Source organism: Amycolatopsis sp. BJA-103 (assembly GCF_002849735.1).
Classification (GTDB): domain Bacteria; phylum Actinomycetota; class Actinomycetes; order Mycobacteriales; family Pseudonocardiaceae; genus Amycolatopsis.
The window spans coordinates 5,958,951-5,973,687 of the sequence record NZ_CP017780.1; the positions used below are offsets into that span (position 1 = coordinate 5,958,951).

The following is a 14,737-nucleotide window of genomic DNA, read 5'->3' on the forward strand; positions in this document are numbered from 1 at the left end:
GGTAGTCGCGTATCGCCGTGACCAGGTGACAAGAGGCCGTCGGACCTCGAAAGTCCACCACGTGGACGGGGGTGGCCCGCGAAGTGACTCACCAGTAGATCACCTGGCGGTTTACCGCAGGCAGCGGCTTGATCGACGCTCATCGGACTCGATCAAGTAACAGCCCGTCGTACTCGTGTCCGTACGAAAAAGTCCACGAAAACTACTCGCCGTGACCTCGCTCACGCTTTCGGACCGGGGCTCCACATACCGTTCGGTTTGCGAACGACTTCACCCCGCAGGAAGGCGGCCGTAAGACCGTTCGATCCGCGGAATCGAGAATTGACGGCGCTTATTACGGGCGAATCGGCGAAATGATCTTCGGCGGCGCGGCCGAGCTCCTCCTCGAGGAGTGTGTCGACCCTCCTGGACGCGTCGCGGAGCATCCGGACGCCCGCCCAGCACAAGGTCACCACCCCGGCGGCCAGAATCACGACGAGCGCCGTCTCGACCGGGTAACGCGAGCCGAATTCGTTGAGCAGGAAACCGGAAGCGACACCGAACACGGCGACGGCGGTATAGGTGATCGACACAATCCCCTCCTTCTCCAGGCGCCGTGGCCCGCGCCTCGCCGCTGAGACGAGCGACGCGGGTTTTCCTTACGCCACAGGGGAAGGATCTACGTCACACTCGCGGCGAGAGCGAATGTCGAGACTAACAGCGGATTCACCAAAGATCGCCTCGTCTCCCCCGAGGGGGCGAGGTGATCACCTTTTTGCCACCGATTTCCGAATGAACTTCACCATTTGCGCGGCCGTTACGAAGCCTTCCTATAAGGCGAATTCGCACGTCGGCAGCAGCAAGACAGAACGTTCTATATGCTGGAGGCATGGCAGCCACGACCACCCGCCGCTCCGCGGCCAGGGACCGCCTCCTGGAGACGGCGTCGAAGATCTTCTACACGCAGGGGATCCACTCCGTCCCCGTGGACGACGTCATCGTCGCGGCCGAGGTCAGCCGGGCGACCTTCTACCGGCACTTCCCCGGCAAGGAAGACCTGGTCCGCGCCTACCTCGAAGCCGAGCACGACCGGATCCGCGGGCTCGTCGCCGCCGCGACGGAGCAGAAGCCGGAGCCTTCGAAAATGCTCGAAATCCTCGTCCTCGGCATCGGCGAGGAGATCTGCGCGCCGGGCTTCCGCGGCTGCCCGTTCATCAACGCGGCCGCCGAGTACCCGGATCCGGAGCACCCCGTGCGGCGGGTCGTGCGCGAACACCGGACGTGGTTCCGCGACTCGATCGCGGAGATCGTCGGCGCGACGGGGCACCCCGACCCCGCGGCCGCCGCGCGGGAGCTGACCTTCCTGCGCGACGGGGCCATGGTCGGCGGCTATCTCGAAGACGCGGACGAGGTGCGCGAAAGCCTCGCGCACGCCGCCCGCGCCGTACTCAGCGCCGGAGTTCCCCAACTGGAGTCGTGAGTGACAAAGAGGGCTGGAGCGGACCGGTAGTCGCTTACCTACGCGTGGCCAGGGCGAGGGTGAGGTGCGGTAGTCGAGAAGTCGCTCCGGGTCTCGGAGCTTGATCAACGGAGGATCGGGGACACTCAACGTCCTCAATCTTAGTTCCCCCGGTGTAGTTCACCCAGTGTCGTGACGGCGCGGAGCACCTCGCCGTAGGTGGTGTAGAGCGGCGCCAGGCCGAACCTCAGCACGTTGGGCGGGCGGAAGTCCCCGATCACCCCGCGCTCGATCAAGGCCGCCATCGTCTTGGCCGCGTCGTCGTCGACGACCGAGATCTGGTGCCCGCGGTCGTGTCCGCGCGGGGTCGGGATCGTCGCGCCGTCGAGGAGTTCGTCCGCGCACCGGAAGAAGAAGTCACCGAGCGCGAGCCCCTTTCGGCGCAGCAGCCCGCGATCCACGCCGTCCCAGACGTCGAGGGCCGCGTCCAAGGCCAGCAGCGAAAGCATGTCGGGAGTACCCGCGCGGCCACGCGAGATCCCGGCGTGCGCCTCGTAGGCGCCGCGCATCCCGAACGGATCGCGATCACCGGCCCAGCCGGCCAGCGGCTGGTCGAACCGGTCCAGCCATTTCGTTGCCACGTAAAGGAAAGCGGGCGATCCCGGACCGCCGTTGAGGAATTTGTAGGTGCAGCCGACGGCGAGGTCCACTCCCGAGGCGTCCAGTTCCACCGGGAGCGCGCCGACGCTGTGGCAGAGGTCCCAGAGCGCGAGCGCCCCGGCCCGGTGCAGCGCGCCGGTCAGCGCGGCCATGTCGTGGACGCGTCCGGTGACGTAGTCGACGTGGTTGATCAGCGCGACGGCCGTCCGTTCGCTCACCTCGTCCGGCAGGTCCTCGGCGACGACCCGCCGCACCGTGCGCCCGGTCAGCCGGGCGGCCTCGTCCGCGAGGTAGCCGTCGGTCGGGAACGTGTCCGCGTCGACGAGGATCTCGTCGCGGCCCGGCCTGAGCCGGGTCGCGGCGACCAGCGCCTTGAACAGGTTCACACTGGTCGAGTCCGCCACGACGACCTGCCCCGGCGCGGCCCCCACGAGCGGCGCGATCCGTTCGCCGACCCGCTCCGGCGCCTCCCACCAGCCTTCCGACCAGGATCGGATGAGCCGTCCGCCCCATTCCTCGCGGATGACCGCGGCGACACGTCCGGCGACGTGCTTCGGCGGCGCGCCCAGCGAGTTGCCGTCGAAGTAGGCGACGCCCGCGTCGAGGTCGAATTCGTTTCGCTTGTGCGCCAAGGGATCAGCCGCGTCCAGTGCCGCGGCCTCGGCTACGAGGTCAGTCACGTGGTCATCGTCGGTGACGGGATTCCGGAAGTCCACGACTGACGCGATGAAAACGGAAAAGGTGGACATTTCGCGTAGCGCAACCGTGGCCGCGATTCTCTATCCACCACTGACCGGAGCCCTTACAGTGTGCCTGATCAGGCAGCATCGAGGAGGCCAGCGTTGACCAACCAGCCGACCGTCGCCGAGCAGATCGAAGGCCAGACCATCCCCGCCCTGCTTCACCGCAACGCCCAGGAGTTCGGTGAGCTGCCGGCGGTCACGTCCCTCGACATCGAGGGCAAGCCGACCCTGAACTGGCGTGAATTCCGCACCGCCATCGCGGAGGTGTCGCGCGGGCTCGCCGGGCTCGGTCTCGGCTCCCGCGACCGGATGCTGATCATGGCGCCGAGCAGTCCCGATCACCTGATCGCCGACCTCGCCGCGGCCCATCTCGGCGCGATCCCGTGCACCGCGTACGCGACGCTCAGCCCGGAGCAGATCGGGTACGTCGCCCGGCACAGCGCCGCCGGCGTCGTCGTACTCGCCGGTGCCGACGAACTCGGCCGCTGGTCCCAGATCCTCGACGACCTGCCCGCGCTGCGCCACATCGTCCTGCTCGACGCGTCCGTGGTCCCCGCGGACGACAAACGGTTCCTCTCGTTCGCGGAGCTGCGCGCGGCGGGCGCCGAGGCCCACGCGGCCGACCCGTCGGCGTTCGAGACCGCGTGGTCCGCGATCGGCCAGGACGACCCGCTGTCGATGATCTACACCTCCGGCACCACCGGCGAACCCAAGGGTGTCGTGCTGTCGCACCGGAACGCGATCTACGAGGCGATCGCGGTCCAGAAACTGCACGAGTCGCCGATGCACGCCACGAACATCGCGTACCTTCCGCTCGCGCACATCGCCGAACGCGAAATCTCGATCTACATGCCGATCGTGTGGGCCGGGCACGTGCACACCGTCGGCGACCCGACCACCGTCGTCGGCGCGCTGGGCCAGGTGCACCCGAAGAGCTTCTTCGGTGTCCCGCGGGTGTGGGAAAAGATGGTCGCGGGCCTGAAGAACCTGCTCGGTTCGCTGCCGGAGGACAAGCGGAACGGGCTGCTCGGCGCCAACGAACTGCTGCAACAGGGCTACAAACTGCGCAGTGACGGCAAAGAGGTCCCGCCGGAGCTTGCGGAGAAGATCGCGCAGACCGACGCGGCCGCGCTCGCGCCGGTGCGGGCGATGCTGGGCCTGGACCAGATCGAGGTCGCCACCAGCGGTGCCGCCGCGCTGCCGGTGGAGATCCTGTACTTCATCGCCGGGCTCGGCATCGAGATCCAGGAGGTCTGGGGACTGTCCGAGACCACCGGCGCGGTCACGTCGAACACGCCGTCCGCGTTCAAGGCGGGCTCGGTCGGGAAGCCGCTGGAAGGCGTCGAGGTGAAGGTCGCCGAGGACGGCGAACTGCTGGTCCGCGGCCCGATCGTGTTCCTCGGCTACCTGCAGGAGGACGGCTCGATCAAACCGGACATCGACGCCGACGGGTGGCTCGCCACCGGCGACATCGGGACCATCGACGAACGCGGCTTCGTCACGATCACCGACCGCAAGAAGGAACTGATCATCACCTCGAGCGGCAAGAACATCGCGCCGACGAAGGTCGAGGGCCTGCTCAAGGAACACCCGCTGATCGGGCAGGCCGTCGCGATCGGCGAGAAGCGGCCGTACGTGACGGCGCTGATCGTCATCGACGACGAGATCGCGCCGGGCTGGGCGACCGCGAACGGCATCCAGCTCACCGAAGGCGAATCGCTGGCCGACAACGCGCAGGTGCGCGCGGAGATCGAGAAGGCCGTCGAGGCGGCGAACGCGCGGCTGGCGCGGATCGAGCAGATCAAGCGGTACCACGTGATCCCGAAGGCGTGGACGCCCGAAAGCGGCGAGGTGACCCCGACGCTGAAGCTGAAGCGGCGGATCATCAACGACCGGTACGCGCCGGCGATCGCGGATCTCTACGAGGCCTCCGCTCCGGCACCCGCCGCGGGTTCCTGACCCGGGGTACGCGCGCTGCCAGGAAAGGCCCGTTACTGGCAAAATTTGCCAGTAACGGGCCTTTCATTGCACGCGCGCCACGCCACACCCCCGGCACAAAGCGGTCGCCGTCAGGGTGCCGCCGCTGCTAACTTGCCGCCGTGGATCTCTTCTCCCGCTCGTGGGCGGCGCTCCTCGCCGCCGTCGCCGCAACCCCCGACGAAGACTTCACCAAGCCGTCCGGCTGCGCGGGCTGGCTGGTCCAGGACCTGGTGTGTCACCTGGTGATCGACGCCCAGGACGTCCTGATCACCCTCGCCACCCCCGCCGAAACGGCACCGACGCGCGACGCGGTCACCTACTGGGAGGTCACCGACCAGCCGCCCACCGGCGAAGACGACCTCGACGCGCTGATCGTGCGGCTCGCCGCCGCGTACCAGGAGCCCCGGCTCCTCAAGTTCCACCTGGACGACGTCGGTTCGGCCGCGGGCCGGGCCGCCGGCCTCGCCGACCCGGGGACGCGGGTCGCCACCCGCGACATCGTCCTGTCCGCGGGCGACTACCTGGCCGCGTACGTCCTGGAGTGGACGTTGCACCACCTCGACCTCGTCGCGCACCTGCCGCACCTCCCGGGCCCGGCCGCCGACAGTCTCGCGAAGACGCGGCAGATCCTGGAGCAGCGCACCGGGGAGAAGTTCCCGGCGTCGTTCTCCGACACGGACGCGCTGCTGGTCGGCACCGGACGCCGCGAGCCGACCGGCGCGGAGAAGGCCGAGCTAGGCGATCTCGCCGCGAAGCTGCCATTCGTCGTCGGCTAAGCGGTCCGGGTCGACTCCGTCCACTTGCGCAGCCGGGGCGGGACACGCTTTTCGAGGCCGTAGTTCTCCAGGTGCGCGCTGAACACCTCGTCGAAGGCGCGCTGCACGGTCTCGGTGTCCCACACCGGCCGCTCGAGGATGGGCTGCTTCAGGTACGGCTGCCCCATGACGTGCAGTTGCGGCCCGTTGCAGCGGATCATCTGCCCGGTGATCCCGTGGGACCCGGCGCCGAGCAGGAACAGCACGACCGGCGCGATCCGCGACGGCGTCCGGTCCGGCGGGCAGGAGCGCAGTGACCGTTCGGACTTCCACACCATCCGGGTGTGCGCGAGCGGGCAGACCGCGTTCACCCGGATCCCGCTCTCCTCGAGGTCGAGCGCCCAGGAGTAGGTCAGCGAAGCGACGGCGCCCTTGCTGGCGGCGTACACGCCGAGCTTGCGCTGCCCGAGCGAGGCCCCGGACGAGATGTTGACGATCGAGCCCTGTTTTCCCCGCGCGACCATCGCCTTGATGGCGGCGAGGCCGGTGTACATGACGCCGAGGACGTTCACCTCGACCAGTTCGCGGGCCTGCTCGACGTCGTCCTCCCACGGCAACGCCTCGTAGTTCAGGCCCGCGTTGTTGACCAGCCCGTCGATCGCGCCGAACTCGGCCAGGCAGAGGTCGACGATCTCCTGTGCCTGCTTCGGATCCGCGACGCTGTGCCCGCTGGCGACCGCCTTGCCACCGAAGCGGCGGATGTTCTCCGCCGTCCGCTCGGCCAGCGCGACGTCGATGTCGTTGACCACGACGGCCCCACCCGCCCTGGCCACGTGCACCGCGAACGCCTCGCCGAGGCCCCGTCCCGCCCCGGTCACGACGACGGCTTTGTCGTCGAGCAAACCGTTCATCGCCTTCACCCCTTTGGCCCGGCCGGCCTCCACCTCCAGGCCGGTCTCTACTCAGTGTTGGCCCATTCGGCCCAACCGGAGCTCAGGCGGCGGCGAACGGCGGGCGGGCTGCGCCGAGCGAGTGCGGGGCGACAGGCGCGCAGATACCCGCGGACGAGTCAGAGCGACGTCACTCACCGGTCAGACGGCGTAGCTCGATCGGCCTAACGGGCGAAGGATTCGCTGGTCTTCTGTTCGTCTCCCTGTAGCCGGAGGCATACTGAACGTTGTTCGGCGGGACATTAACTGTGACTCCCTCGTCGGCCACGTAACAGGCAGGCAAGAATGCGAGGGAGCTGAGTTCACCCGATCGGGGGGAGGTGGTCACGGAGTGAAGACGAACGCGGCGCCGCGGATGACCGCCGCCCTGGCGAACCGCGAGTTCCGCGCACTCTGGCTCGCCGAGGTGCAGTCCCTGATCGGGGACCAGCTGACCATCGTCGCGCTGGCCATCCTCGTCTACGACCGCACCGGCTCCGCGCTGCTCTCGGCGGTGGTCTACTCCCTGACCTTCCTGCCCGCGCTGGCCGGTGGCCTCGGCCTTTCCCAGCTGGCCGACCGCTACCCGAGGCGCACCGTCCTCGTCTACTCGTCCCTGCTCCAAGCGGTGCTGATCGGGATCATGGCGATCCCCGGCACCCCGCTCGCCCTGCTGTGCGGGCTGGTGGTGCTGGCCCGGCTCGCGAACGCTCCCGGCAACGCCGCGCAGAACGCGCTGACCCGCGAGGTGTTCACCGACGACGACCTCTACCTCAAGAGCCAGGACATCCGGGGCATCTCGACCAACACCGCCATGCTGCTCGGCCTGGCGGGCGGCGGTCTGCTGGTGTCACAGGTCGGGGCGAGCTGGGCACTGGGGCTGGACGCCGCGACGTTCCTGTTGAGCGCGGCCGTGGTCCGCTTCTCCGTCTCGCGGCGGGCGGCGGCCTCCGACGGCACCGGCAGCTGGTTCGGCGCGGTGAAGCAGGTGTTCGGCAATCGCCACCTGCGGGTGCTGGTCTGGTTCTCGTGGCTGGTCGGCCTGGCCGTCATCCCCGAAGGGCTCGCCGCGCCGCTGGCCGCCGAGATGGGCGTGGGGAAACAAGCCGTCGGCTGGTTGCTGGCCGCCGATCCGCTGGGCTTCGTCATCGGGGCGTTCTTGCTGTCCAAATTCGTCTCCGCGGAACAACGGCGGAAGCTGCTGGGTGTGCTGGCGGCACTGCCGATGGTCGCCCTGATCGCCTTCGCGCTCAAGCCGGGACTGGTTCCGGCCTTGCTCCTGCTCGCGGCGGCGGGCGCCGCAGGGGCGTACCTGATCACGGTGAGCGCCACGTTCATCACCTGGGTCCCGAACGAACTCAGGGGCGGTGCGGGCGGGGTGTACCGCACCGGGTTGCGGGTGGCTCAAGGAATAGGGGCGGGACTCGGCGGGCTCGCCGCCGATCGGCTCGGGGCGGCGACCTCGGCCATCGCGCTGGCAGGCGTCGTCGGCCTGCTGCTGGCCGTCATGGTCGCGCTCAGTTGGGGGCACATCAACGGATCCAGCCCGGAACCGTTGCTGTCATGAGAAATCCACACTGGACGACCCCTGGGGCGGCACGGCCGCCCGGCGGGTTCGTACTCGGAAATCTCGACGGGACACTGCTTCGGCACCTGGGCCTTCGACAGACGGGCGAAAAGAAACGGCTCTCGATCAGAAGTCACGGCTCGACACGGTCACACACCTCCCGGCCACCTCGTTGCTGCGAACTAATACTCTGTCCGGGCTCAGAAGTCACGACTGGACACTATCGGTCACCCCTTCCACGACGCGTCTCGAAAAACATTCAGCTGTCAAGATCAGAAATCACGGGACACGATTGCCACCTCCGGTCGGTGTTCGCGGGCACCCTCGCCGGTGTCGAACAACTGATGCGATGGGATGATACCGGCCGTGGAATACGAACGGTGTATCAGTCGGTACCGGTGAGATTACTCAGCCGTGCCATCCGCGCGGAAAAGAGGTAGCAATTGCCAGCCGAGACCGGCGACCGCCGCCAGCACGGCGACGGCACCGGCGACCTTGACGATCAGGCGGGGACGGCCGCCACGGCGAGCGGTGCACCGGTGACCGAACGCGGGCAGGCAAGCCCGGAAGGTGACCAGGCCGAACCGCCGCCGCGCCATCCCTATGATCCCAGGGCGTGGGCGCTGTGGCAGCGGCCGAAGCGGTTCATCGCGTTCCTTTTCGCCATGGAGGCGATCGGAATGGCGATCATGGTCGTCGCCACGATGAATTCCACGAATCCGGGAAGAACGGACTGGGTTCGTTTCGCAATTCTTGCCATCGGCGCCACGGCGCATATTCAGCTCACCCAGCGACAGGAAGAAAGGCGTCGTGATCGAAGCCGCACCGTTCTCATCGATCTCACCGCCGTATGGACATTTCCGGCCGCGGTCATCCTGCCGCTTTCGCTGACCCTTTCCATCATCGCGCTCGTCCGGATCCAGCATTGGTTCATCGCCCGGCGGCCCGCGCACAACTTCGTGTTCTCGTCGGTCACCCACGGCGTTTCGGTGACCCTGGCGTCACTCACCTTCGCCGCGTTCGGCCCGCATGAATGGGGACGGATTTCCGGCTGGGACACCCTGGGCGAATTCGGCGTCCTGATCGTCACCGGGATGGTCTTCGAGGCGGTGCAGATCGCCTACATCGGCGGCATCCTCGCGATCGGCTCGTCGAAGCGGCCGTCGCTCTCGACCGTGCTCGGCAACGCGGCGGACAACCTGCTGGAGGCCATCACGATCGGCCTCGGCGCGGTCACCGCGGTGCTGCTGTTGATCATGCCACCGATGGTGATCGTGATGGCCGTGGTGACGGTGGTGTTCAATCGCCTCGCCGAGATCGACCAACTGCAAAACGACGCGCGGACGGACCCGAAAACCGGCGTTCTCAACATGCGCGGATGGTCGGAGTCGGCCGATCGGGCGCTCGCAAGGACCGCCCGATCGGACGACAACCTTGCGCTTCTGATGATTGATCTCGACCACTTCAAGTGGATTAACGACACATATGGACATCCCGCGGGCGACGACGTCCTCCGCGATGTGGCGCAGAAATTGGACGAGGTCACCCGGCCCGCCGACGTCATCGGCCGGTTCGGCGGCGAGGAATTCCTCGTGCTTCTTCCGGATATCGACGAAACGGCCGCGAAACTCGCCGCCGAGCGAGTGCGCAGCGCTATCGCCGAACTGCATATAGTGACCACCGACAAACGGGGCAGCCGCGTCACCATCGCGGGCCGTACTACCTCGATCGGGGCGGCACTGTTCCCTCGTCACGGTGATTCGCTGGAGGAACTCCTGCACGCCGCCGACGCCGCCGTCTACGTGGCCAAGGAGAACGGCCGGAACCAGGTGCGATTCGCCCAGGATCTGGACCGGCCCGCTCCTCCGTCGCCCACCGCCGAGACCTGACGCAAGCGCCTCCAGAGGGCCAGGACACGGCCAAAACGCGCCACACCATCAGGGCACCCGGTGGGTGATCTCGGGGGTTATCCGGATGTCGGCCCCGATCGGCGGATGGCACCCTTGACGCCATGCCAGCGACAGCCGACGCCGACCGGAAGCCCGTCAGGATCCGGCGGCCGTGGTCGACTTCGGGTTGGCTGCTGCTGGTCACCGTGCTGGTCTTCGGGTTTGGCCTGATCGCGTCGCGGCCGGCCTCGCCGCCGGACCAGGGACCACCGACGGGTGACCTCCTCGCCGCCCAGAACGCGGTCGACGCGCTGGTGCGGCCCGGCCGGGTCGAGAACGTCATCGCCGAACTGCCCGCGGACTTCACCGCGGTCAGCGGAATCACCCCCGGCGTGATGACGGCACGCGACGGCACCGTGCGCGCCGTCCACACCGACGGCGGCTGCTCCGCGCCCTGGGGCGACGACAACACCAAGTGGGATTACGCCGTCCCCTGCAAAGCCCACGACCTGGGCTACGACATCCTCCGCTACGCCGAACGCAAGGGGCACCCGCTCGGCCAGGACGCCAGATCCACGCTCGACGACCGGCTCTCCGCCGACATGCACCACGCCTGCGCCCTCAACCCGATGGACTCGCGCGGCACCTGCGAGGTCGTCGCCTCCCTCTACACCGCCGGTCTCGTGCTCAACTCCTGGCACCAGCGCTGGGGGCCGCCGGTCGGTGACCCGCTCGGCCCGATGATCGTCGGGGTGCTGGTGGTCGGCGCGCTGCTGGTGTTCCGCCTCCGCGGCTGGGTCCGCACCCGCCGGACCGCCGTCACCCTGCCCCGCGAGCCGCGTCCGGTGCTCCCGGTCGGCCGATGGGCCCTGCTCGGGGTCGCCGGGGTCGTGCTGATGCTGCTCGGCGAATCCGCCGTCGCGCTCGCGCACTGGGCAGGCGCGCCGGAGCGGTCGCTGTGGCCGTTCACCTGGCTCGCGCAGCTCTGCCCGCTGATCTTCTTCGCGGTGGGCCGGATCAACGAGGCGGGCTGGAGATCGATCCGCGCGACCGGCGGCCGCTATCCGCAGTACCTCGCCGATCGCGCCAGCCCGCTCCTGCGCCCCGCGCTGATCTTCGCCGTCGTCGCGCTGGTCGTGCCGCTCGCCCTGGAGGTGCTGGGGATCCCGACGGGCACGAACGCCACCGTCATGCGGATCGCGCTGCACCCGCTGTGGCTGCTCGGCGTCTTCCTGCTGACCGTCGTCCTCGCGCCGGCGCTGCTGGCGCTGTATCGCCGGACGCGCACCGTCTCCGTCGCCGGCCTGCTGGCCTTGACCTTGGCGAGCGAGGCCGCGGCGCAGTGGTCCGGCTCGGCGATCCCGCGCTACGCGGAGACGTTGTTCCTCGCCCTGTTCGTCCAGCAGCTGGCGTTCGCCCACGCCGACGGAGTCCGCCCGCCGCGTGCCGCCCTCCTGGCGACGGCGGTCACCGGCGCCGCCGGGCTGGGGCTCGCGGTCACCGTCCTCGGCGAAGGGCCGATGCTGCTCGGCGGCCCCGGCGCCCCGGCCGCGTTGTCGGGCCCGCCGTGGGGTGTCCTCCTGCTCGGGCTGGTCCAGCTCGGGCTCCTCGGACTGCTCGCGCGACCGCTGGCCCGGCTCGGCCAGAGTCCCGTGGTCGCCGCCACCGCCCGCCTCGTCCTCCGCGCCCCGATGAGCCTCTACCTCGGCTTCCTGTCCGCGATGCTGCTGCTCGTGGCGGTCGTTTACCTGCCAGGCCCGGTCGTGGACGGCCTCAGCTGGCTCGCCAGGCCGAGGGTCCTGCTCGCGCTCGCCCTGCTGGCCGTCCCCGCCGCGCTCGTCTTCTGGTGGTTCGAACGTCATTCGGGACCGCAGCAGCGGGCCGTCGACGAACCGGGCCTGCGCGCCGCCGTGTTCTGCCGCGCCGCGGCGACGGTCGGGATGGCTTACGCGATGCTCGGCGTGTTCGGTTTCGCGCTGACCCGCTTCGGCGGCGCGTCGGCCGACGCCGACCTCCTCGGGTTGCGGCTCGGGCCGGTCCAGAGCCTGGTCAACCTGTTACTCGGGGTGTACCTGCTGCACACCGTCCGGAACGGCACCAGCCGGATGACCGGGACCTGGCTGGTCTGTGCGGTCGCGTGCGCTCCGCCGCTGATGGGGGCCCTCGACGGCAAACAGGTGAGCGCCGCGTCCGTCGCGCTGCCGGTCGCGACGATCGTCGTCGCGATGTTCGCTGCGGCAGCCACGCTGGTCCCGACGAGAGCCGCACAGCGCTGACCTGGCCTTCTCCGTACCATTGAGGGCAAACCGGTGGTGCGTGCCACATCTTCGGGGGGATGTGTAATCCTGCGACAACCCGCAACAGGCACCATGCGTCCCTTGAGAAGACCGTAGAACCGGTACCGGAGAGAAGGAGCAGACCGCGTGGAGTACCCGCCTCGGAATGGGCATGGGGATCGACGTCCCGCCCGGCCTAGGCAGGACGCGCCCGGACGCGTTCCTTCCCGCCCGGCCCCGCCCCGTGGAGCCCGCCCGGCACCCGCCCGCCAGGCCGCGGCGCCGCCGCCCCGGCGCCCGGAACCGCGTCGCGCCCCGCGGCGGCCGTTCCGCGGGCCCAAGATCGCACTGGGCCTCGTGTCCCTCCTGGTGATGGGCCTGACCGGCTACGCGTGGGCCGCGATGGACGGCCTGACCTTCGCGAACGTCGGCATCGGCGCAGACAAGGGCGACAAGCCCGCCGACGGCGCCCGCGACATCCTGCTCGTCGGCCTCGACAGCCGCACGGACGCGCAGGGCAACCCGCTGTCCAAGGAGGTCCTCGCCCAGCTGCGCGCCGGGCAGGCCGACGGCGAGCTGAACACCGACTCGCTGATCTTCGTGCACATCCCGAACGACGGCTCGAAGGCCGTCGCGATCTCGCTGCCGCGCGACTCCTACGTCGACATTCCCGGCGGTTTCGGCAAGCACAAGATCAACTCGGCGTATGCCCGCGCGATGCTCGACGAGCGCAAGAAGCAGCAGGAGAATGGCGTCTCCGACCCGAAGGAACTCGACCAGAAGGCCAACGAGGCCGGGGCGAAGACCCTGATCAAGACGGTCGAGCAGCTGACCGGCTCGACCATCGACAACTACGCCGCCATCAACCTGCTGGGCTTCAGCGAGATCACCCAGGCCATCGGCGGGGTGGACGTCTGCCTCAACGACGACGTCAACGACCAGTTCTCCGGCGCGAAGTTCACCAAGGGCCCGCACACCATCTCCGGTGTCGAGGCGCTCGGTTTCGTCCGGCAGCGCCACGGGCTGCCGCGCGGCGACCTCGACCGGGTCGTCCGGCAGCAGGTGTTCATGGCCGGGATGGCGCGCAAGGTGCTCTCGGCGGGCACGCTCGCGAACCCCGGCAAGCTGAACGACCTGATCACGGCCATCAAGAAGTCCGTCGTGCTCAACCAGAACTGGGACGTCTTCGGCTTCGCCCAGCAGATGAAGAGCCTCACCGGCGGCCAGCTCGAGTTCCGGACGATCCCGATCGTCAACATCGAGTACAAGACCCCGAACGACGGCGTCGCCATCCAGGTCGACCCGAAACAGGTGAAGGACTTCGTCCAGGGGCTCGCGGGCCCGCAGCCCGGCGAGCAGGCACCGGCGCCCACCGAGTCGGCCAACAAGGCGACCACGGTCGACGTCCGCAACTCCACGAACCGGGACGGCCTCGCCTCGACGGTGCTGAAGCAGCTCGTCGACAAGGGCTTCACCGCGGGCGACACGGCCACCGCCAGCGCGCGCAAGAAGACGGTGATCTGGGTCGCCAAGGGCGAGAAGGCGGCGGGCCAGGCCGTCGCCGCCGAACTCGGGGGCGACCCAACCGTCCAAGAGGACAAGAGCGTCGAGGCCGGGCACGTGATGGTCTTCCTCGGCTCAGACTTCAAGCAGGCGAGCGGCGCACAGGGCTCCGGCTCCTCGCAGAACGCCGCCGGTTCGTCGGCCGCGGCCCCGCCGCCCGAGCAGTCCGACGAGAAGCCGATCACCGCCGAAGGCGTGCCCTGCGTCAACTGACGCCCTCGCCGCGCGGGCATTATTCACCCATTCGGCCCAGCAGGCCAAAATTGGCATGAAAAGCACCCTCGAAACCGCGTAAGAGCGGACCACCTGCCGACTTTCATTCACGTGAGTGCGCTCGTCCCGGGTTTTGTCACATGGGGTGAGCGATGGGAGCAGGGTTGGCAAGGCAGGGGTCGGGGAGTGCTGATCGACGCTGAGAGCTATCAGCGGATACTCGGAGACGAGCTCCGCAAGCTCCGCCGTAAACGTGGCTGGACACGCAAGGAACTGAACCAGCATCTGCAGAGCGAGATCTCGCTCCAGACGCTGGCCACCTACGAGCTGGGCACCCGGCATTGTTCCGTGGTGCGGCTGGTCGAACTGTGCGTCGCGATGGACGAGCTGCCACAGGATCTGCTGGCCAAGGTGCATCGCCGGGTGTTCGTGGACGAACCGGGCCGGGTCCGGATCGATCTGCGCCTGGTGATCAAGGACGACCAGGAAGAACTGCTCCCCCTGCGACGGTGGGCGGACGATCGGCTCAAGCGGTCGGCCGACAGCGGATCCGCCGAAGTCCATCTCGACTTCGCGGCGCTGGAACGGATGGCCGAACTCTGCCGTATCCCCACCGTCGATCTCATCGGAAGGCTTCGCCGGCTCAACCCCTCATGAGCGCGGCGTTCCCCGGTCCGTGAAGGCCTTGCCCCCCATCTGGGCTTTCACGGACCCTCCCTCTTTC

Annotated in this window: 11 protein-coding genes; 8 read left to right on the forward strand and 3 right to left on the reverse strand. The window is 68.7% G+C overall.

The features are described 5' to 3' along the window. Positions 1-221: 221 nt before the first annotated feature. Positions 222-572 (reverse strand): hypothetical protein, encoded by a 351-nt coding sequence (locus tag BKN51_RS26065; protein ID WP_101610144.1) that lies wholly within the window; start codon positions 570-572, stop codon positions 222-224. Positions 573-868: 296 nt separating this feature from the next. Between BKN51_RS26065 and BKN51_RS26070 the strand changes: the two genes are divergently transcribed. Next, positions 869-1,459: a TetR/AcrR family transcriptional regulator gene (locus tag BKN51_RS26070; RefSeq protein ID WP_101610145.1), complete on the forward strand. Its 591-nt coding sequence runs from the start codon at positions 869-871 to the stop codon at positions 1,457-1,459. A 140-nt stretch (positions 1,460-1,599) separates the two neighbouring features. On the opposite strand, the gene BKN51_RS26075 is transcribed toward BKN51_RS26070, so the two are convergent. Continuing rightward, on the reverse strand, positions 1,600-2,778 hold the full coding sequence (locus BKN51_RS26075) for a kynureninase (RefSeq protein ID WP_101613462.1): 1,179 nt from the start codon (positions 2,776-2,778) through the stop codon (positions 1,600-1,602). Positions 2,779-2,940: 162 nt separating this feature from the next. Between BKN51_RS26075 and BKN51_RS26080 the strand changes: the two genes are divergently transcribed. Continuing rightward, positions 2,941-4,800, forward strand: a complete 1,860-nt coding sequence (locus BKN51_RS26080; RefSeq protein ID WP_101610146.1) for an AMP-dependent synthetase/ligase — start codon at positions 2,941-2,943, stop codon at positions 4,798-4,800. A 140-nt stretch (positions 4,801-4,940) separates the two neighbouring features. Continuing rightward, complete coding sequence (locus BKN51_RS26085) at positions 4,941-5,597, forward strand: maleylpyruvate isomerase N-terminal domain-containing protein (protein WP_101610147.1); 657 nt, start codon at positions 4,941-4,943, stop codon at positions 5,595-5,597. On the opposite strand, the gene BKN51_RS26090 is transcribed toward BKN51_RS26085, so the two are convergent. Beyond that, a complete protein-coding gene (locus BKN51_RS26090) occupies positions 5,594-6,487 on the reverse strand; it encodes an SDR family NAD(P)-dependent oxidoreductase (RefSeq protein WP_101613463.1) in 894 nt (297 codons plus the stop codon). The genes BKN51_RS26085 and BKN51_RS26090 overlap by 4 nt on opposite strands. Positions 6,488-6,857: 370 nt before the next feature. Here BKN51_RS26090 and BKN51_RS26095 point away from each other — a divergent pair, with 370 nt between their 5' ends. The 5 genes from BKN51_RS26095 to BKN51_RS26120 all read left to right on the forward strand — a co-directional run bounded on the left by BKN51_RS26095 (position 6,858) and on the right by BKN51_RS26120 (position 14,670). Then, positions 6,858-8,072, forward strand: coding sequence for an MFS transporter (locus BKN51_RS26095; protein WP_101610148.1), 1,215 nt, complete (start codon positions 6,858-6,860; stop codon positions 8,070-8,072). 443 nt (positions 8,073-8,515) lie between these two features. Next, positions 8,516-9,961, forward strand: a complete 1,446-nt coding sequence (locus BKN51_RS26105) for a GGDEF domain-containing protein (protein WP_101610150.1) — start codon at positions 8,516-8,518, stop codon at positions 9,959-9,961. 122 nt (positions 9,962-10,083) lie between these two features. Continuing rightward, on the forward strand, positions 10,084-12,237 hold the full coding sequence (locus BKN51_RS26110) for a phospholipase A2 (protein ID WP_101610151.1): 2,154 nt from the start codon (positions 10,084-10,086) through the stop codon (positions 12,235-12,237). 147 nt (positions 12,238-12,384) lie between these two features. Then, positions 12,385-14,013 (forward strand): LCP family protein, encoded by a 1,629-nt coding sequence (locus BKN51_RS26115; RefSeq protein ID WP_101610152.1) that lies wholly within the window; start codon positions 12,385-12,387, stop codon positions 14,011-14,013. Between the two features lie 186 nt (positions 14,014-14,199). Then, positions 14,200-14,670: a helix-turn-helix domain-containing protein gene (locus tag BKN51_RS26120; protein ID WP_101610153.1), complete on the forward strand. Its 471-nt coding sequence runs from the start codon at positions 14,200-14,202 to the stop codon at positions 14,668-14,670. The last annotated feature ends 67 nt before the right edge of the window (positions 14,671-14,737 follow it).

What these genes read in the sequence shown, in the direction of transcription:
- BKN51_RS26070 (WP_101610145.1), top strand. Translation starts at nt 869, where the DNA reads ATGGCAGCCACGACCACCCGCCGCTCCGCGGCCAGGGACCGCCTCCTG.
- BKN51_RS26090 (WP_101613463.1), bottom strand. Translation starts at nt 6,487, where the DNA reads ATGAACGGTTTGCTCGACGACAAAGCCGTCGTCGTGACCGGGGCGGGA.
- BKN51_RS26110 (WP_101610151.1), top strand. Translation starts at nt 10,084, where the DNA reads ATGCCAGCGACAGCCGACGCCGACCGGAAGCCCGTCAGGATCCGGCGG.